At 53.7% G+C, this 19,293-nt stretch carries 15 protein-coding genes; all 15 read right to left on the bottom strand.

All coding sequences use genetic code 11. The features are described from left to right. Window positions 1-156: 156 nt before the first annotated feature. Genes tssG through tssL form a run of 15 tightly spaced genes read right to left on the bottom strand, consistent with a single transcriptional unit; the run spans window position 157 to window position 18,852 of the window. Window positions 157-1,191 (bottom strand): type VI secretion system baseplate subunit TssG, encoded by a 1,035-nt coding sequence (tssG, locus tag Electrica_RS05475; RefSeq protein WP_141963817.1) that lies wholly within the window; start codon window positions 1,189-1,191, stop codon window positions 157-159. Beyond that, window positions 1,188-2,972 carry a type VI secretion system baseplate subunit TssF gene (gene tssF / locus Electrica_RS05470; protein WP_141963816.1) on the bottom strand — a complete coding sequence of 595 codons (1,785 nt, stop codon included), beginning with the start codon at window positions 2,970-2,972 and terminating at the stop codon, window positions 1,188-1,190. The genes tssG and tssF overlap by 4 nt, the downstream gene beginning before the upstream one ends. Further along, the gene (tssJ, locus tag Electrica_RS05465) at window positions 2,969-3,508 is read right to left on the bottom strand and encodes a type VI secretion system lipoprotein TssJ (RefSeq protein ID WP_141963814.1); all 540 of its coding nucleotides are present in this window, start codon (window positions 3,506-3,508) and stop codon (window positions 2,969-2,971) included. The genes tssF and tssJ overlap by 4 nt, the downstream gene beginning before the upstream one ends. Then, on the bottom strand, window positions 3,505-5,832 hold the full coding sequence (locus Electrica_RS05460) for a T6SS phospholipase effector Tle1-like catalytic domain-containing protein (RefSeq protein WP_141963813.1): 2,328 nt from the start codon (window positions 5,830-5,832) through the stop codon (window positions 3,505-3,507). The genes tssJ and Electrica_RS05460 overlap by 4 nt, the downstream gene beginning before the upstream one ends. Continuing rightward, window positions 5,820-6,371 (bottom strand): DUF3304 domain-containing protein, encoded by a 552-nt coding sequence (locus Electrica_RS05455; protein WP_141963812.1) that lies wholly within the window; start codon window positions 6,369-6,371, stop codon window positions 5,820-5,822. Before Electrica_RS05455 ends, Electrica_RS05460 begins: the two co-directional genes overlap by 13 nt. Beyond that, window positions 6,359-6,955: a DUF3304 domain-containing protein gene (locus Electrica_RS05450; RefSeq protein ID WP_228267393.1), complete on the bottom strand. Its 597-nt coding sequence runs from the start codon at window positions 6,953-6,955 to the stop codon at window positions 6,359-6,361. Before Electrica_RS05450 ends, Electrica_RS05455 begins: the two co-directional genes overlap by 13 nt. Then, window positions 6,952-10,299, bottom strand: coding sequence for an ImcF-related family protein (locus Electrica_RS05445; protein ID WP_141963811.1), 3,348 nt, complete (start codon window positions 10,297-10,299; stop codon window positions 6,952-6,954). Before Electrica_RS05445 ends, Electrica_RS05450 begins: the two co-directional genes overlap by 4 nt. Further along, the gene (locus Electrica_RS05440) at window positions 10,280-11,425 is read right to left on the bottom strand and encodes a hypothetical protein (protein ID WP_141963810.1); all 1,146 of its coding nucleotides are present in this window, start codon (window positions 11,423-11,425) and stop codon (window positions 10,280-10,282) included. Before Electrica_RS05440 ends, Electrica_RS05445 begins: the two co-directional genes overlap by 20 nt. Then, window positions 11,422-11,679, bottom strand: a complete 258-nt coding sequence (locus Electrica_RS05435) for a PAAR domain-containing protein (protein WP_142255845.1) — start codon at window positions 11,677-11,679, stop codon at window positions 11,422-11,424. Before Electrica_RS05435 ends, Electrica_RS05440 begins: the two co-directional genes overlap by 4 nt. A 2-nt stretch (window positions 11,680-11,681) precedes the next feature. Next, window positions 11,682-13,991: a T6SS phospholipase effector Tle1-like catalytic domain-containing protein gene (locus tag Electrica_RS05430; RefSeq protein WP_141963808.1), complete on the bottom strand. Its 2,310-nt coding sequence runs from the start codon at window positions 13,989-13,991 to the stop codon at window positions 11,682-11,684. Further along, complete coding sequence (locus Electrica_RS05425; protein ID WP_141963807.1) at window positions 13,976-14,491, bottom strand: DUF3304 domain-containing protein; 516 nt, start codon at window positions 14,489-14,491, stop codon at window positions 13,976-13,978. Before Electrica_RS05425 ends, Electrica_RS05430 begins: the two co-directional genes overlap by 16 nt. A 21-nt stretch (window positions 14,492-14,512) precedes the next feature. Next, on the bottom strand, window positions 14,513-15,301 hold the full coding sequence (locus tag Electrica_RS05420) for a YceK/YidQ family lipoprotein (RefSeq protein ID WP_208764237.1): 789 nt from the start codon (window positions 15,299-15,301) through the stop codon (window positions 14,513-14,515). Next, the gene (locus Electrica_RS05415) at window positions 15,298-16,065 is read right to left on the bottom strand and encodes a DUF4123 domain-containing protein (RefSeq protein ID WP_141963806.1); all 768 of its coding nucleotides are present in this window, start codon (window positions 16,063-16,065) and stop codon (window positions 15,298-15,300) included. The genes Electrica_RS05420 and Electrica_RS05415 overlap by 4 nt, the downstream gene beginning before the upstream one ends. A gap of 53 nt (window positions 16,066-16,118) precedes the next feature. Continuing rightward, window positions 16,119-18,014 (bottom strand): type VI secretion system Vgr family protein, encoded by a 1,896-nt coding sequence (locus Electrica_RS05410; RefSeq protein WP_141963805.1) that lies wholly within the window; start codon window positions 18,012-18,014, stop codon window positions 16,119-16,121. A 28-nt stretch (window positions 18,015-18,042) separates the two neighbouring features. After that, window positions 18,043-18,852, bottom strand: coding sequence for a type VI secretion system protein TssL, short form (gene tssL / locus Electrica_RS05405; RefSeq protein WP_167686220.1), 810 nt, complete (start codon window positions 18,850-18,852; stop codon window positions 18,043-18,045). Window positions 18,853-19,293 lie beyond the last annotated feature (441 nt).

The raw sequence follows: 19,293 nt of genomic DNA, 5'->3' as shown, positions 1-19,293 counted from the left end.
TTTGCATAACCACAGTAAACACTACAGCAAATCGCCATTGGTATACGCTTAGGTATACCAATGAAAGTTGAATTAATAAATATTCAATAAAATCAAAGTATTGAGAAATATTTTCAGACTCCGCCAGCTCGATAATAATCCTAAGAGCCAGAGAAACTACTCTTCGTCAAAATCCCGCCCCCGTAATTTCCCTACCCTCATCCGCATCGTCTGCGGCATCTGATCTTCATTGTCATCGCGAAGACCGAGCATAATGTTGTATCCCGAAAAGAGATCCGGATTGCCAAGCCTCGGACGAGGCAGCAAACGCACCGGAACAGTCAGGTGCAGGCTGGCATCGTAATCGCATCCCAGATAGGCCTTCAACAGTTCAAACACATCCTTGCGTAACTGGCCGCGCGGCATCCAACCCTTTGCTTCCTCGGCATCTTCGGTACTCATTTCAATTCGCATGCAGTAGTTTGCATCTTCGACCTCATCCCCCAGAATCGGGCGTTCTCCCAGCGTCATACCACCGCTGATCGACAGCCGCGCACGTTCAGCCACCGGCATCCAGACCGGGTGATGCGGGATGACCTTCACCTGTGTATTTGGAGCCTGGCTGCGGATCACTGCGGCCACGCCTTCAGTCGTGTGAGTGGGATGCAGCAACGGCTGAATAATTGCCAGCAGGCGTGAAGCAGGCAGTTCCCGGCTGTGGCTAATGCCGGTCAGCGCCATCAGGCTGCGGGAGAACTTATCCGTGCCGCCATCTTCAAACGTTGCGGGGTAGCTGTATTTTTTCCAGATACGGTAAAACTGCGTCACCAGCCGGTGATTGAATATATCGAGGAACGCGGCCATTGCATCAGCCCCTTCCCGCCCTTGGTTGATATCGTCAATGTAGGCAGTCGGCAGCGGAGAATCCACACCGTACAATCCCAGGAACTTTGTCCTGACGGTCGGCGGGGCATCTGGGTTATACGGGTCTGTTTCGGTACGATTCAGCTCACTGGTCGGGAACCCCAGATGGGGATCGGGTCTGAAGCGCACCGGGTCACTTTCAGGATAAAAACCTGTACCCAGTGACTTCCCACCCACCTTTTCCAGCAACTGACAGAAGCGATAAAAATTGAACCGGGCAGTCTGATCGTTACCCTCTCTGTCGAGCCAGAATGGCGGCAGCGTTTTCTTGTCTTCAGCGTCGTTCACATCAGTACCCTGTCAATCTGACGCTCCGGCCACTCCCATTCCGTACCGGATTCGGTGAGCACCACTGTCAGCTGCGTAAAGCGAATAACGCTGGCGTACTGTGTAAAGAACTGCTCCAGCAATTCGCAGAATAACCGCGCATCCCCCATACCACTAAACTGTGTTTCATCCAGTTCGACACGAATGCGTACTCCGTGCCAGTGACGGGAAGAATTGAACGCCTGTTGATAGTTGACCTCTCGGATACCCCCTATCCGGCGACGGTTGTTGTCATCTTCCGTCCAGTTAAACAGCTGCAATACCGCCCGAAGATTTTCGGCATCGCTGATCATCTGGCTCAGAGCGCGGGGATGCAGCAGCGCCATGATATGCCACTGGTGCAATTGTGATAACGGCGGGTAACACGGCATCGAGGGCGCGTGCCGGGTCTGGCAGCGCAGCGTCTGATTCCCGGTCGTGGTTACGCCATCAAAGACCGCAGCATCAAGCGTCATGCGCGGGTAGTTGCCGTTGGTACAGGTGATGTTCATAAACAGCGTGGCATTTTCTTCGTGAAGATCCTGCTCACCAGACGTACCGCCCAGCATCAGCAACGTCTCATGCAGACCACTTACTCCGCGCCAGATACGGGTATGAAAGTACCGTTCCGGCCAGCTCTCCTTACGCTGCAACATCCCGCCCTTGTGCCGGAATTGCCGGTACGGTACATACTGGCGCTTGTCCAGCGTCTCACTCGCGGCCACCTTATCCACGCTGTAAATTTCGGTGTGATGATCGCGAAGCCGGTGTGGCCGAAGCCGATAATCCAGCGTTGCAGGTTCCACTTTCAGGGGTTCAGCATTGAGCGAAAACAGATTGATGAGCGGTACACAGTGGATACGCAGAATATCTTCCGGCACGGGAATATCCCGGTTCAGTGGCTTGCTCAGATGAAGTTCCAGCTCAAAATGCTGACAGTCTTCCCCGAGCGGCAGCGATTCAATGCCCGTCAGGGTAAAGAACGCAAACCGGGCCGGGAAGCTGAAGTATTCCAGTAACGGGCGAACTTCACCGCACAGCGCCGGGCTGTCGCTCTCCGGCCAGACTGACGACCAGTTCTGCTGCCAGCGCGATGACAGTTTGCCATGAAACGGCTGCGGGTCGAGATTGCCGGTCTGCGGCAGGCGTACCGTGATATGCGAGACATGGTGCGTCAGGGCCAGGTACAGCATTGACTGTAAGGGGCGATCACCGTGGATATAAATCGGGATCTGGCTTAAATCCGTCTGTGACGGGTCGGCGTACTGGCTGAACGAAAACCGCAGCATCAGCACCTGATGGCCGTCTGTGTGAAACTGTCGCCGGACGTTGTGCAGCTTTAGCGGGTGAAGTACCAGTTCGTCCGTTGTGCGGTACGGGCAGCGTAGACCGCTCTCATCCATTGGCCGGGTCAGCAGCATCGTACCTGCGGGGATCACCACATCCCTGACCTGCGCGACCATTTCCGGGGTCAGCTCCACCACGGCCATCGACGGTTGTGTGCGGTTAGCTATCGGCAGCAGATGGCCCAGCAACGGCTCCGTCAGCTCCGGGATATCGTCATCCAGCTTACGGCGCAGCTGTGCCATCATCAGCGAAAAGCCCTGGAACAGCTGTTCAACGGAATCATCAGCTTTGTGAGACAGCCGATCGATACCCAGCCGCCGACCGGCTTCCGGGTGTTGTTCAGCAAATTCACGCGCCGCCGCCTTCAGCCAGCGCATTTCGCCATCGAAATATTTCAGAAACTCATGGTCGTTCATTCTTTCACCGGTTTCAGCAGCAGCGTGTTATTACGGACTTCAATGACGCGCGACTCATTCGGATCAAGATCATCGCGGCTCAGCAGCTGCTTCCAGGTGCCACGGGTTCTGTCTGGTTTACGGAACAGTCCGACCACCGCCACAAACTGCGCTTTTTCATCCATTGGAATATCGAGATTGACCGTCTGACCGGGGTTGACCGTGATCTGGCGCGAAGTCAGCAGTGAATCCTTCAGTACCACGTCCGGCTGTGCCAGCAGGTCGGTGTACTCCGTATTATCAAAGGTCTTGTGGTCGCTCAGTTGCAGGACGCGGATACGCAGCGACATCGCCTGCTGCGCGTCATCGGCGTTAATGGCGCTCCTGGCTGCGAAGCTCAGGTGCAACGTCTCCACCTGGCGATATAAAATGGCTTTCGCCACGCTCTGTGTACCCTGTTTTGTCTTCTGGTACAGGCCACAGCTACTCAGCAGCGGCACGCACAGACAAAGCAAGCAGGCAATGCTAAAACGAGAACAGATCCTTTTCAGCTTCATACCACTTTCGCCCCTGCTGCTTTCAGCATATCGATGGATGAGCTCATCATTGCCTGGTGCTGCGCGGAAATTATCTGCGTGTTGGCCTGGTCGGCCAGCAAGCCCGGTGAGCGGGTAGGCTTAAGCAACTCAGTCGCATTGTCTGCAAGAGGGATGGCTTTCCCCGTCGCATTATCGAGGATCTTTCTTTCTCCCGTGCTATAGAGAGCCGGGTTCTTAATTCGATAAGACGCATCTGGCGATGGAACGGGCGCACCGATCAGTTGCCCGGCAGCGGAGAGCAGATACATATCTTTATTGCTGTCCGACCCAAAATAGATCGAACGGTAGAAGAAATAACTGCCCCACGGCTCTCGCGTCCCCAGCGACGAATACATAAACCAGGCCCGCGAATCGTGGATCTGATCGTCAAACAGCGCGACAACCTGAGACATAACAGGGTCACTAACAACCGTTCCTTGTCTGGAGGTAAACAGGCGAGGATAAACCGCCTCCCCATCCCCCTTGATTTGCTTGAACTCCTCCGCCTCATCGTCGGTGTTGTACATCCACACAACTCCTTTGGGGATCTCATTGAGAACGAACTCGCCCCAGCTTTGCGGCCTCGCTTCCTTGAGGTAGTCACTGCGAAATTCTTCAGCTGCCTCACGAAGCTCCTGCCGATCGATGGTCGGCTCATAGGCTGGAACACCCGGCTGGTTCATCAATGCCGCAGCTCCCGGCAAACGGGGGTTCAGTTTTGCGGCACGGCGCTTGTAATCAATTTCTTGCTGTTTTTTATCATGCGCCTGCTTAGAGGTAGCCTGTTGTTCCGCCGAATGCTGGGGGGAATGCAGATAGAAAGGCTGGTTTGCATAGCTGCCGTTCGTATAGCGCCCGATGCGCCAGGCCGTTATCAGGCCAATCTGGTCTGATACGACGTCTTCCAGAGACTGAGACAGTAGATGAGCGCTGTAGCCATAGTTTGATTGAGTCCCTGTTGGATCTGCGTCTTTGCCTGCAGGGATGATCGTCTGACGCCAGGCGTTGAAGCGGTTGGCGAGTGATTTACTTACAGCAAACTCTTTGTCTACGCCAGTCGACATTTTGCGTGAAGGAGTTTTTGCGCGTAGCGCATCGGATATCAGCTCGTCATGTACAGTCAGGGGCGCTCCAGCAGAAAAAGCCGTCGCGTAGAGGTCATGAAGAATAACTTGCGACAAAACATTCCCGGGATAATTTGGATCACCGTTTTGACCAACCAACCCCTTCCCCTGATCGCCGGGCGGATAGCCGCCGCCGATATCGGAGTGCATACCCGGATACACCACTTCCACCGTATTGGAAGGATAGCAGCCTTCAGGGCGGCGAACCGAATCCAGCGGGAAGCACAGCCGCTGTTCATGGGCAGCAATAAAATGGCGGCAGCATTTGATCAGGCCAGGATAACGCTTTTCGTCGGGCAACTGCTGGGTGCCGTTTGCCCAGGCCATATGCCCATCGCTCATCGGCATAATGTGCGCCACGCCAACGGACGGCACCGTATCCAGCAGCCCGAGGAACTCAATGCTCAACGGGATCCCCAGCAGCGACTGTTCAGGATTATCTCCCCCTTTGGGTGTTCTGAACAACTGGGTGAGCCAGTTCACGAAGGTACGGGCTTCTGCCGCCCCACGGGAAAAACCGTAAATAAACAGCTTAATTTTGAGCACTTTTCTCTGAAGCTTTTCAATTTTGGCTTGCGTATCGGCGTTCAGATAGCCATTTATGGCGTTAATACGGTTGTACACGCCGTCTATCGGCCAGGGTGACGCCATCCCGCTCAGCTTCTGGCGGGCTTCGGGAGCCCGGATACGTCTCGCTCTTTGTGTCGCAGTACTTAAAAGCGCATCTGCTAACATCAGCAGCGCCCAGTTAATACGGTTCTCACCCCCCGTGGCATATTGCAAACCGGCGTCGGAATAATCCATTTCTCCAATTTCAGGAAAGGCCGTACCCACTCCAGGCATGTAATAAGCATAATATCCGTCTCCTTCAGCCTCGGATGAATATGTGACATGAAACATTTTGGCAATATTGGTCGGATGGGTGGGGCTGGCATGTCGGGTATCATTATCTTCGTTATTGCCCGTACCATCAAAAAAGAAGCTAATATGCAGGCTCTGCGAACAGATAAACCCGTTTCGACGCCCGGTTTTTTCATTGTAAGCATCAAGATAGTCATCCTCTTCCTTACGCTGCTTACGGTAATTATCCAGCACATCCTTTGACGTTGAAGGCAAACGCCCGCTTAAAGGAAATTCAGGCGGTGCCCAAACGTTAGATTTTGCGTTCATTTTGGACATGTCGCTGGCTCCTTCATATTCATTGGTTCTTTTATCGGGTAGATTTCAGCCCCATAGCTGGCTTCACCTGCATAAACCTTTACCTGGTGGCAGGGAAGAAAATGAACGCTAATACCTGCGCTTTGATCGTATTTGGGGATCGACACATCAGTGCTGTACTTCCGGTATTTTGCTTCATGCTGAGCAAGAGCCTTTGGTTCAAAACCATAGCCCTCTTTGAGTCTCGGTATTCTCTCATCAGCATTAGGATCGACTTCCCATTCGATATGCGCAATCAGCCCTGGCCGCCATTTATCGGGGATCATAACGCAGCATGAGTTGCCATTTAACGTACTGCTATAACCATTCACTGAAAACCAGTTAACGTTCTGTCCTGCCATATGGTTATAACCACGAATATTTCCGGCACTGGATGTCTCTGCATTAGATTGATCACAGCCGGTCAGTAAAAGAAATACCGACAACATCAGATATCTGCTCAAGCCAGAAATAAACTCAGGTGGAGCCCAAACGCTGGATTTTGCACTTATTTTGGACATGTCGCTGGCTCCTTCATATTCATCGGTTCTTTTATCGGGTAGATTTCAGCCCCATAGCTGGCTTCACCTGCATAAACCTTTACCTGGTGGCAGGGAAGAAAATGAACGCTAATCCCTGCACTTTGATCATATTTAGGGATCGACACATCAGCGCTGTATTGACGATATTTCGCTTTGTGTAAAGCATATGCTTTCTGGTCAAAGCCGAAGCCCTCTTTTCTTCGAGGAATCTTCTCATCAGCATTAGGATCGACTTCCCACTCGATATGTGCAATCAGCCCTGGTCGCCATTTATCGGGGATCATAACGCAGCATGAGTTGCCATTTAACGTACTGCTATAACCATTCACTGAAAACCAGTTAACGTTCTGTCCTGCCACATGGTTATAACCACGAATGTTTCCGGCACTGGATGTCTCTGCATTGGATTGTTCGCAACCGGTCAGCAGCAAAAATACAGCCAACAGCAGACCATTCCTCAGTCCCAAAATAAATGCAGGCGGTGCCCAAACATTATATTTGGTGTTCATTTTGGATATGTCGCTGGCTCCTCCAAATAACAGCCTTTTTAATTGTTTTTTCATTGTCCACCTCTCATATCAGCCGCAACCACGCCACCGGTCGAGAAAATCTGTGATGGCAGTACAAACCCGCGCAGCTCAAGCAGTGACAGCGGCCCTTTCCCCAGCTCCGTGCGCAGCTGATAGTTCAGCGCCACACCGTCCGGCGTTATCCAGGCCACGCGGTACAGGTTGTCACCCAGGCTCGTAACCAGCGCTTTATCCAGCAGACGAATGAAGCCCCAGCTTCCCGGTTCATCGGAATAGAGACGAGCACCGGTTTTCACCGTGCGCCAGGTCAGTGTAGTCTGGGGTTGCCAGCGGTTGTCCGGCCAGGTCAGGGTCTGCCAGCTTTCTTCCTGGTTGAAATACTGGAGTTTCTGCCTGTCCAGCGTCAGGAAGGATTCCACCACATCGCGGGAAGGCTTCGCCATCAGCTGAAAATGCAGCTCTACGTCGCCATGTGCAAAGGCCACGTTAGCCACACGGGTCAGGCGGTTAAGCGCAGTGAGAAACGCCGGATTAAAGGTCAACCCCTGGCTGTTCATCGCATCCGGCACCCACTTATCCCCCTCAAGTCGCAGCAGTCCACTCAGACGGGTCTGGATAAACTGTGCAATACGCCCGGTGTCTGAGCGCATAAACTGCGCCAGCTCGGGCAGTGAAGCCTCACTCTGGCGATCGGTAAACGGATAACGATCTGCGAACGACGCATTCCACGGGGTCACAATATTGCTTTGCCACTGACTGTTGAGGCTCTCCGAGGTCGGGGAAAGTACCTGCTCCCAGGCCTGGATCATCGGCTGCACAAAAACAGTCTGGCCGAAACCGCTCCACTCCTGGCCGAGACTCGCGGCGATCAGACTGCCGTAGTCGCGGGTGTCGGTGAGATCGACCGCCTTGCCCTGAAACACGGTCAGCGCCAGCGACTGCATCATCGCCTGCGGGTCAGGCGCGTTCGTCACCTGCTGAAGCCGCAGGCGAACACGGGTGATGCGGGTCAGGAAGGTTTGCAGGCTCAGGCTGTTCTGTGAGTCGTTCCCGCCCGCCAGCGACAGTAACGGGCCAAAGGTATCATCCAGTGGCCCGTGCACCTCATTGCCAACCTGCTGAATAGCGGCATTTGCCTTATCGCTGTGGATCAGATTTTTCGCTGAACTCACCAGCAAGTCGGTCAGGTCGCCTCCGGTCTGTCCGGCACGGCCCTGCACGTTCAGGGTGTTCATCAGCGCAATCAGCGGTGACTGCCGCACATCAGCCAACAGGGTCAGTTGTTCAATCGACTCCGACAGGCTTGCGGCCTGATACCATTGCAGGCTGTTGAGGAATTTAAGCCACGCCGCGGAATAATCAGAGAAGTACCGCGCCGTCAGCCGGGTTTTCAGCGTATCCGGGGAAACCGTGCCGGTGGCATCGCCGGAATGCAGGGCATCGCTCAGCACCCAGTCAATTTCTTCCCGCCGTGATTTCGCCAGCTTATCGATGGCAGGCTGAATTTCTTCTTCCCAGGCCTTACGCGTAAATACGCCGGGTACGGTTACTTCGGTATTGAACAGCTGGCTGCTGTCCGTGCCGTTCACCATCGCACTCAGCGTCATATCCGCGTAATCACGGGATACCTGCTCAATCATCGTCTGATAGCGAGTGGATTCTGCATTGCTGTCCCCTATCTGGCGAAGCAGGGCTGAGCGCATGTCGCTGATCAGACGCATGTCCGGTGTGATTCGCCACTCCAGATGTGCCGGAAGGTTCTGCATCATGAACGCCAGCATGCTGTTGCCGACCATACGCCATGTGCCATCCTGCACACCCTCACGCTGCGGCCAATACTGCAGGGTTGTCGTACTGAAGAAAGCCGGATCGGCTTTATCCGGGCGGGAGAGCATCAGGTACGCCCTGAGCTGGTCATACATCACTTTCGACTGCGTGGCTCGCTGAGGGTCGTCAGGCGGCAGATTGCGCCAGCTGTTCATCAGCGAGGACAGGTGCTGCGCAGACGCATCCCGCAGCAACGGCATCGCCGCCTGCTGCCAGTATGGCCAGAGCGCATCCAGTACGTCATCGTTACGGCTGAGGCCCATGCGCATATACCACGGCGCACCGTATTTCTGACGGTGTTGCAGGCGTTCAATTTCATGTTGCAGCTGGTATAGCGCCATCAGCCGCGTCGGCAGTTGCTGGCGTGTATCCGTGGCATTCTGCGCCAGCTGCCGATCGGCCTGCATCAGATGCAGGTTCGCTGCCCAGGAAAAGACCGTTGCCGCCAGCCAGAACGCCAGCAGGCAGGTGCAGGTCAGCAGTAAAGATTTGCGCAACGACACGCCGGTTGCTACCGGTTTTCGCCAGCGCTGAGCGAGTAAATCCAGCCAGGCTTTACCCGGTTGCCAGGCATGCCGTAAGGAGGCTGTACCCGAGGTGATAACCGGGCTGAAAACCATCCCGCCGAGCGGCAGAGAACGTGCGCCCTCTGCCAGCTGTGAAAGCGTGTGAGTTAGACGTTCAGTACCGCCATCACGAAGGCTGTGAGCCAGTTGCAACAGGAACGTATGCCTGCGGTCATTCAGCGTCTGCTGCATCCCCTGCTGTACCAGTGCCGCTTCAAGCTGATTCAAGGAATGACGAAAATCCTCGGCCTCATCACCCGGCGCTGACAGGAAGCCGGTGGCCTGTATCGGCAGGCCGGGTTGCTCCCAGGCTGGCGCGTGGGTTTCCCACAACCACAGCGGCACTTCCCAGCCCAGCTGGTGATACTGTTTTTGCAGCTGACGGGCAACGGTGTCGAGGGTGTCGTGCGAAATAACGGTCTGTTCATTCACAACCCAGATAAACGCATCGGCCAGACGGCGACGGATCTTGCGCAGGGCTTTTAGCTGTACCGCATCCGGTTCATTCACCGGGCTACCGTGCCACAGCAGCAGTGCGCCATGCCCTTCAAGCCAGTGCTGCGTCGTCAGCCCCGGAATGGCCTGCTCCACTTCGTTTTCTTCCCCGACAACCAGCATGATGCGCACCTTGCTGCGCCAGCGTCTGCCGTACTGGAAGCGCAGTTGGGTGGAAATATCTTTCACCAGCTGGTTTTCAGGTGGCCGTTGTTTCTTATTACCGGTAGCACCGGTTGCCTCCCGCGCCTTGAGCTTAACCAGCGCTTTCCAGCACAGAATGAACGGCGCACAGAACCAGATGAGTACCAGCCAGACTATTGCGGCGTGGAAGGCTATCTGCCCCGGCAACAGTTCCGGCAGGTCAAAGCCGCTTCCCGCAAAGTACCAGAGCAACGCCCCGAGCAATACCAGCAGGGTGATCGCGATGACGTAGCCAGTGACCAGCCAGAATAATGAGTGACGGGGTTCAGTGCGGGAGGTTTCCACGGGGAACGCAAACTCCTGTAATAAATTGAGACTCCATCAATGTCGCTGTCCAGCCGCAGGACTGCCCCTGGAGGGCTGACAGCACGGCCAGAGACTGCATGACAAAAGGCGTAACCGGCCCGGCGTGACCCAGCCACGGCAGCAGAACGTAATCGACGGCTGACCAGCCGGACGGCAAAAGCGCCTCCATCGAGGATGAATCGGCGGCGAGCATACCTTCAGGCAAACCGTGCAGACCTGCATAGCGGCTAAGCTGCTCTCTCAACTGCGCAGGAGTTTCCCCCGCGTCAGGCTTGAGAATTTCACTGCGCGTCACAATGGCTTCTGCCTGGTGTCCACACAACCAGGCAAAACCAGCTTCCGAAGCGGTGTATTCCGCTGAGGGTTTTGCCACACCGAAACCCGCGCACAGCAGCAGCGCCTGTTCATCGTCGGGCATGGCATCAATGACCTTGTCCAGTTCGGCTGCGCTTTGCAGCTGAAGCACGTCTTCTGGCAGGCGAATACCATCGGATTCCAGCACCAGGCTGAACGCACTCAGGCTCTGCTCATCACCCAGCCAGCAAAACACCTGAACCGGACGGGTTTCATTGGCTTCGCGCAAACGGGTCAGCGCCAGACGGGCCAGATAGCGAGCCAGCAACACCGCCCTACTTTCCCTGCCTCCCAGCCCCAGCACTTTCGGGCAATGCCGCAGCACATTACCCTGCGGATCATCGACCGTGACCGGAACAACAGGAAACGGCGGCGACAACAGCGCCTGATGGTCAGCCTCTTTATCGCCCATTGGCGTAACCAGCATCACGGCTTCCACCGGCAACATACGTGAACGGTGTCGCCACCAGGCCCGGACAGAGGACGCAATTTCCTCCCGGTGCGTTTCGCGGTTCGAAACGGACTGAAGCCAGACCAGCCAGCGCAGCGCCACGGCGACCAGCCAGACGATCAACGGACACACCACGCTCCAGAACCAGAAGGAGAGGGTTCGGGTGGGTTTGCCTTCCGGCCACAGCAGCATCGTTGCCATCGCGGCCAGGAACAAAATCACCGGCAGCGCAATCCACCATCGCCGCCATCGGGCGGGATGAAGTTCGGCATACTCCGGGTAACGCGGCGGGAGGATCATCCGTGAACATCCATCGTGCTGAGTGAACTGACCAGCGTACAGCCGCAGGCACATTTATGGCCGTCGAGCGAGACGGCTTTACCGTTAACCGTGCTGCCTGGTGCGCCCTGGGCAATGGTGGTCATGCCGTGTTTATTGCACCGGGCTTTATCACCCACGCAGGCCACCGGCTTACCGAAGGCCTCATAGCTGCCGCTCAGCACTTCGCCACCGTGTTCCCTGAGCACATCCCCTACTCGAATCAGCTTTTTCAGGCTCACAGGACTTTCACCCCCGAGGCTTTAAGCATATCGATGGAGGAACTCATCATCGCCTGATGCTGTTCATTAATGGTGTCTGAGCGAGTCTGTGACGCTACGCTGCCGGGTTCATACCCTGCTGCCGACTGCGCACCGGCGGTAAGAGTCTGCGTCGAACCTGTAGCCAGATCCGTCACCTTATGGGCTTCACCTTTGTAGGCCGACTTTGGCTCAACCAGATACACAACCCGGTTAGAGGTTGGCTGTGCGCCAACGACTTTGCCCTCCACGGAGATCAGTTGCAGTTTTTTATTGGCCTTGTTGCCACAGTAGATCATGCGATAGCGGAAATAGCCGCCCCAGGGTTCACGGCCACCCAGGGTGCTTTGCATAAACCAGGCGCGGGAGTCGTGGATCTGCTCATCGTAGAGAGCCAGTAACTCGGCACGGGGCTGGGTGCGGATTCCCGTACCCAGCTTATCGGTGAACAGCTGCGGGTATAACCGGTTGCCGTCTGCTTTCATTTCCTCATATTCAGCGGCTTCATCATCGCCATTAATCAGGAAAACAGCGTGTTTAGGGATAACGTCCAGCGCTATCTGAAGGGGTTTATCCCAGACGCTTTGCCCATTGATATCCCGCACCCAGTCTTTGTAATCGTGCTGGAACTCACGGGCGGCTTCACGCAACTGGTACTGCGCATTGGTCGGGTCGAGGCCAGGCTTGCCCTGCAAGCTCTCATCCAGCGGCTTTCGCATTTTTTTTGCTTCAGCGCGGCGATCAGCCAGCTTTTTCACTTCCGCATCATGTGCGACTTTTTCGTCTTCCAGCTCTGGAATTTTCAACTGTGGGGCTTTATCGAAGAAATTCTGAGCCAGTACGCTGCCATTGGCATAGCGGCCAATACGCCACGCGGTGATCCAGCCAATCTGCTCGATGACAGCGCTTTCAAGGGTCTGGGAAAGCTGGTAGGGGCGGTAGCCGCCGTTATTATCCGCGTCTTCCTCATTACCCTGCAAAGTCGTATTAAGCAGGGTTTGTCGCCAGATATTGAAACGTTTGACCAGTGTTTTACTGAAGTCGAACTCTCCTTGTGATTCAGGCGACATTGTTCGCGACGGTGAAATGTCTTTTATAAGCGCAGTGATACTTTTAGGTAGAACCGCTAATGGCGCACCGGCCTCAAACGCCGCTGCATACATATCATGAAGAACAATTTGGGATAGCACTTCCTCTGTACCGTTAAGGGATTTGCCCTGATCGCCCGGTGGATAGCCGCCCCCAACATCCGAATGCATACCGGGATAAATCGCCTCGTGAGAATAGGAGGGATAGCTACCATCATCAGCCCGGCGAATAGAGTCCAGCGGGAAACACAAGCGCTGCTCATGCGCGGCAACAAAATGACGGCAACATTTAATCAATCCGGGGAATTTTGCTTCATCGGGAAGGGGCTGAGTATCATCCGCCCAGCCCATATGGCCTGCGGCTCCAGGCACGATATGAGCCGCCCCGACCGACGCGACCGTATCCAGTAAGCCGACAAACTCGATGCTGACCGGCAATCCAGCCAGCGTGATAGGTTGGTTTCCGACTGCTTTATCGGGAGCAGGCAACTGCGTCAGCCAGTTAATAAAGGTTCGGGCTTCCGCCGCGCCGCGTGAAAAACCATAGATAAACAGCTTAACGCACAGCAGATGAGGTTGTTGGCTCTCTTTGGCCTGAGCTTCCAGCGTTTTCAACAGTGGATTGATGGCGTTGCGACGGTTCACCTCCCCCGAAAACGGAGCATGCGCACACATTCCCGGCAGCATCCCTTTGGCTACACCGTCGTCAAGGCGTTTAGCGCCCTTAGTGATTGCGTAGCTTAGCGCATCAACCAGTCTTAACAGCGCCCAGTTAATACGATTTTCCCCACCGGTGGCGTATTTCAGGCCATCATCGCTATAATCTATTTCGCCAATTTTAGGGAAAGGAGTGCCCACTCCCGGAATATAGTAGCGAAAATAGCCATCTCTTTCTGCATCCTGATAGGTTGCATGGTAGAGTTTTGCGATATTAGTGGGATGCGCCGGAATGCTATTGGTGTCGTTATGTTCGTTATTACCCGTGCCATCAAAAAACAGGCTGATATGCAGACTACGACAGCAGGTAAAGGTCGCTCTGCGCCCCGCCGGCTCACCCAACCGTGTTTTATACTTCTGTTCTTCCAATATCTGCTTTTTATAATTGGCATTAACCTGCTGCTCACTCAACGGTAAACGCCCGACCTCTGGAAATAACGGCGGTGCCCAACAGGGATTCGCTAAACTCATTTCACCGGACATGATGCAGGCTCCTTCATATTCAGAGGCTCTTTGATCGGATAATTTGGCGTACCGTATCCTGAGCAAACCGTTGTCACTCTCACCTGGTTACAGGGCAGAAAGTGCACTGTTAAACCGCAGCGCTCTTTGCCGTATTGGGGGATATCAACAATAGCGCTGTGCTGTTGATATTTAGCTTTATGAAACGCATATGCTTTACGGAACTCACCAGTGCCTAATGGAGGCAAAATGACATTTGGATTCGGGTCAACTTCCCACTCGATGTGAGCTTTTAATCCTGAGTTCCATTTTTCCGGAAGTTGAATACAGCAGTAACCACCGCCCAAACCTGGAACATGATACCCATTTACAGAAAAACCATTGATTCCAATGCCATCAATATGATTGACTGCTCGTAAATCTCCCGAGGTATACCCCTCATCACCTTTGGCCTGAGAGCACCCTGATATCAAGACAATCAGAAACGCTAAACTCAGCTTAAGCATGCGATTAATGTTCATTTCAGAATGCTCCCTTCCCCATTATTTCCATGTATGTTCTATAGCCGGGTTAACCAGCGCCGCCTGAGCACAGTGCGAATGTTCAGCCATGTTCGTCAACTGCTTGTAGCTATCCTGTATTGCTTTTTGATTAATAAAATCAGCGTTATAAAAAGGACGTTCTGAGTTGATCACCACTACTGTGTTGCAAGGCATAAACAGCGCAATGATGCTCCCCGAGCCACGGAGATCATCCGTAGGGGTTCGTGTCTCAACAAAAGTAGTTGCAGCACTGGAGTTATTGCTGAGCGGCGTTGGCTGGGAGGCTTGCCATTTAATATCTACGGAGTCGATACGTGGCGACGGGTTACTCCGTGTCAGCACTGAAACAATATCAAGCGTTGGTGACTTACTGCCCGTTTGGGGAATTTTACTGGTTGTTCCTTTCGTCAGGACTTCACCTGATCGCTTGTTTTGAATGGTGTAATTGAAATCGGGGGTGTTCGTCATGTTAACGGCAAACACGGGCATGGTTATTGATGCCTGCGTATGATCTTCTGCTGGCGTAGGTTTGAGAGAGAGATCGACGGGTAACAATATCGTATCGATGACAGCATCAAGCGGCAGCGAAATAATATGAAAAAGAGGCCACAACCCGAGCGACGGTAGCCATAAGAAAGCGTTAGATATTTCCTTCTTATCGGTATCAACTCCGCGATATGTTTGTTCATAGCTACCACCTCGGCCTAGCGTACCGCACCCCGTCAATGATGTTGCGGTAGCGACAGCCAAAATGGTAAATAGCGCTTTTTTCATCATCCTGTTTTTCATTCCACATTCTCCGTATAAGCACTCAACTCACCGAAATACCCTGCTTCGTTAGCGTTGAAAGCGATATTCAGGCAGTGCGCAAAATGACTTTCCCGGCTGAGATTGCTGACGCTTTTTTCTTTCATCAGCGTTTCGGCATCACCGATGCAACCCATCAGGTCAACCTGAGCATCATCAACCCGGCTCAGTTCCGGCTCATCGGCCAGCGTGCGCGTCGGTAAGAAACTGCCTGACTTCCAGACGATCTCGCCGTCTCTGTCTCTCCAGCCCCAGAACAGCGCAATATCCGTAAACGCGGCCTGTTGTTCTACGGTGAGGACATGGGCAAGCAACGATGGGAATACGCGGTTATCGTAGTACCGCAGCAGGCCGGTTTGTTCCTCCCACTGCACCTGCGACAAGGCCTGCAAGTGGCGGCACAGCAGATCAAAGGCCAGGGGGGAGATCAGCAGTGTCAGGCGCGGCGAGTCCGAGAAGTATTCCAGCAGCTGTTCCAGCCACATCCGGTGACTCGTCACAGCAAAATGCAGACGCATGACGACCGGGGAATACTCCAGCGTTCCCCCTTCCGGGGTTCCTTCGAACAACTCAAACCAGAGCGCCTCTGGCGATAACTGGCGCAGGGCATTTTGCAGCGGCTGGTCGGTTCCGGCCTGGTCTACCAGAACATCGATATAATCCTGCCCGGCTGCGGAACAGAGGGATTCAGCCTGTTGCATCCAGAGCATGTGCTTTTTGAGCGTTATCGGCGGTGTCGTTGTCATGACCTGTCCTTATCCTCGCGCCGCGAAGGCGGCGGCGGCTTCCTGCGCTTTCTTCAGGCAGTCCTTACACACCGATTTCGGCAGTTCCGGCAGCTGTGTTTCAACGCTGGCTGGCGCTTCAGGTGTGTGGCATCAGGCTGAAGGTTGTGATGTGACTGCGTGATAGTGTGCCAGTCGGCCATCTGGCTGATGGCTCCTTTCACCAGGCTTATCGCCGGAGACATTTCCAGCACCTGACCGGTGGCCGTAGCCTGGGCATCGGCGGTCAGGAACAGCCCTTTACCGGCGCGGAGTGTGCCGGTACTGTCAGTGCGCAGCTCAAAACCTTCACCGCGTTTGTGACGTGAACTGTCAACGATATGGCCGAGTGTCAGCTGGCTCTTACCGCCATATTCCGTCGAAATTTTAACGTGCTCTGCCCCGCGCCGATCCTCAAATCTCAGTTTGTTGTTCGCAGGAGTTCTCAACACGTTACGCTGATAGTTATAGAGATTGACGTGATCTTCATGCCGGGAATCATGCATGGCGCAGAGGATGTACGGCCTGTCAGGATCGCCGTTGGTGAAGGCAATCATCACCTCTGTTCCGGCAATCAGCGGGAAATGCCAGCCGTAAGCGTTCCCGGCGTAAGGTTTTGCCAGACGCACAGGAAGGCTTTCAAAACCGGCCTGCCAGGTGGTGTTGAGGTCAAACTGGAATCGCACCCGGTAGCGCCCGGTTTCATCCAGTTCGGCATACTGCGCATTTTCTACCGGGCTTGTCACCCTGGCGAGCAGCGTACCGGCGATGTGTGGCCGGGCCAGCAACGGAGGACGATACGAGAGGTGCTGACGATTGGGAACGGCAGTAAAGCTGATGATGTAGGCCGTATCGCGGGAAACGCGCTGAGATGACGTCGATACCACTAACAACCCGTCCGGTGCATCCTCCCAGCTTTTACCCTGTGGATGGATAATCATCCCCGGTCGGATATCCATGCCGTTCGATTTACCGTCAAAGACAACCTGTTCTGTTACCAGGCGTTCACGACGGCGTTTAACGAACCAGCGGCCCTGCTCCGGCTGTTCTGCGGCCTGCCTTCCCTGCTCTTTGTAATTTTCGCCATAACGGTATTCTTCGCCGGTAAGCGCTGGTTTACCCAGACCGGTTTCCAGCTGCGCCTGCATATCACTCTGGGCTTCGCGGTAATATTCATCGTTCACCCGCGTCTGTCCGGCAACCGAATGCCGATTGACCGTCACATCCCACAGCGATTCCAGGCCACCATCAAACAGGCCTGAAGGATGACGGAAGGCGATCTCAGGACCATCAGTAAAGGCGTACCCGGAATCTCCCAGCACCAGAACATCACGGTGATTTTCATCATCCCATGCAAAGTAGTAGAACACGCCAACGCGGGACAGATGACGCTGAATAAAGGCCAGATCGCTTTCGGCATAGGAGATAAAAAAATCGCGCACCGGGTACTGCGTGTTCAGCTGATAACGGTAGTCGAGGCTGGAGAACTCCCAGCGCTTCAGGATATCTTCGACAGCCCCAATGACGCTTTTATTCTGGTACACCGCGTAGCTCAGGCTGTTCCGCAGCAATGCCAGGCTGGCTTCCAGCACCACCACATAGCGCGTGGTATCGGCAGAACGTTCGCACTGCTGGAAAGACGTGATGACTCCGCGCATGACGCGAGGACTGACGGCCTGCCAGGGTTTACCGTCCGGGTAAAACAGAAGTTGTGCCGTGGTGTTGATCAGCACATCAGCAGGAATATCGGGAGTCGCACTGGTCAGCTCAATCGAGTAGCGCCACGGGGTATTCAGGACTTCTTCACCGCTGAAACGCAGCACCGACAGTTGAATGTCCGGGCGTTGTTTTTGCAGCTCCGGCACTTTCAGCTGGTAGTGGTTGTAGACCGGAATCTTGCTCCCCTGAAGGGTAAACGTATTTTCGCTCATGACCTGCTTTCTCCCTGGTCAGTTGTTATCAGCTCAGCGTGAACCACTGCCCGAGCAAATAGTACAGATGGGTGCTCATCGCACAGGACACGGCCACAATCACCAGTAATCCCAAAAGTTGCATCACCCACGGCGAACGCCGCCAAAAACGAATGTCCTGACGACGGTTGCGAATAAAGACAGGCGTGTTGATTTTGCCTTTGACTGCGGGTAACAACTCCCCCAACTGCTTCAGTAACGATTGCCGTTCCTCGTTTTGTTCGCCATCATCGTGGATAAACTTCCCTCTGTAACCCAGCATCAGCATACGGTGATAACAGGTAATAACCGCTTCCGAAGGAGAGGATCCGCGTAGCAGCTTTTTGATATTTTCATAAAAAACTTCACCACCGTGCAGATCCTCCATAAATATGCCCTGAAGCGGTGTTTCAGCCCACCAGACTGAAACATCAGTATCTGGTTGAGTCATCACAGCCTCATCGAGAAATACGCAATGTGCGAACTTGATTTCATCGGCAAGAATATCGGATGCGCCTGCGCTGTAGAGTTTTTCCTGCACTCGCTCAACCATTTTGACGCAGTGCTGATAAAGAGCTTTATCGACAACAACGCCGGGAATATTTTTGATGGCTAAAGCGAGGATCCACGTATCCTGAAATATATTATCAATGAATGCAGAAGTGATGGGTTTTACCTGAATATCCGTTCCGGGAGCAGTTGGCACCACGCAGCTATGTCCATTATCAGAATGAGGTTTATTGCCAGTGATGGTATTTATGCCCAATCGGGCAGGCAATGAGACGGATGTTACAAAATGTAACCATATTGATATTTCCACCTCACAAACCTTGTCACAGGCGGAATTTAAAATAATCTTAAAAATAGCCGAAAAGACAATTAAATCATTTATAATTGCATCCAGGTTAAAAATACATTCTTCTTGCGCATAATTAAAGAAAATACATTCACCACCTGAATTTAATCAATACTAACCAAAACTGAAAACTGGCTATAAAATTACAGCGTGTTTTCATGTTGCATTTAAAATCGTCGCCTCTCTAAACATGCAATTCAGGTTACCAGGGATTTTTCCAGGTGTTTACTCGTCAACATCATCGAAAATACTCCGCCCTAATGGCAAGTTTGTACTTTGGGCTGCTTCTGGTTCATCGTAATCCACGGCTTCGGATTGCCTCAGCTTAATTTTTTCTGTCTTAATTTCAATTTCACGAATGACCTGTTCAGACTCTTGCCATTCATCTTCATCATAAAACTCTTC

The organism is Klebsiella electrica (assembly GCF_006711645.1).
Lineage (GTDB): Bacteria > Pseudomonadota > Gammaproteobacteria > Enterobacterales > Enterobacteriaceae > Klebsiella > Klebsiella electrica.
The sequence above is the reverse complement of the archived record's forward strand: the minus strand, read 5'-3'. Positions and strand labels throughout refer to the sequence as shown.

Bases quoted from the DNA above. Each gene is read 5' to 3' on its own strand.
- tssF (WP_141963816.1), bottom strand. From the start codon at position 2,972: ATGAACGACCATGAGTTTCTGAAATATTTCGATGGCGAAATGCGCTGG.
- tssJ (WP_141963814.1), bottom strand. From the start codon at position 3,508: ATGAAGCTGAAAAGGATCTGTTCTCGTTTTAGCATTGCCTGCTTGCTT.
- Electrica_RS05460 (WP_141963813.1), bottom strand. From the start codon at position 5,832: ATGTCCAAAATGAACGCAAAATCTAACGTTTGGGCACCGCCTGAATTT.
- Electrica_RS05455 (WP_141963812.1), bottom strand. From the start codon at position 6,371: ATGTCCAAAATAAGTGCAAAATCCAGCGTTTGGGCTCCACCTGAGTTT.
- Electrica_RS05450 (WP_228267393.1), bottom strand. From the start codon at position 6,955: ATGAAAAAACAATTAAAAAGGCTGTTATTTGGAGGAGCCAGCGACATA.
- Electrica_RS05440 (WP_141963810.1), bottom strand. From the start codon at position 11,425: ATGATCCTCCCGCCGCGTTACCCGGAGTATGCCGAACTTCATCCCGCC.
- Electrica_RS05430 (WP_141963808.1), bottom strand. From the start codon at position 13,991: ATGTCCGGTGAAATGAGTTTAGCGAATCCCTGTTGGGCACCGCCGTTA.
- Electrica_RS05425 (WP_141963807.1), bottom strand. From the start codon at position 14,491: ATGAACATTAATCGCATGCTTAAGCTGAGTTTAGCGTTTCTGATTGTC.
- Electrica_RS05420 (WP_208764237.1), bottom strand. From the start codon at position 15,301: ATGAAAAACAGGATGATGAAAAAAGCGCTATTTACCATTTTGGCTGTC.
- Electrica_RS05415 (WP_141963806.1), bottom strand. From the start codon at position 16,065: ATGACAACGACACCGCCGATAACGCTCAAAAAGCACATGCTCTGGATG.
- Electrica_RS05410 (WP_141963805.1), bottom strand. From the start codon at position 18,014: ATGAGCGAAAATACGTTTACCCTTCAGGGGAGCAAGATTCCGGTCTAC.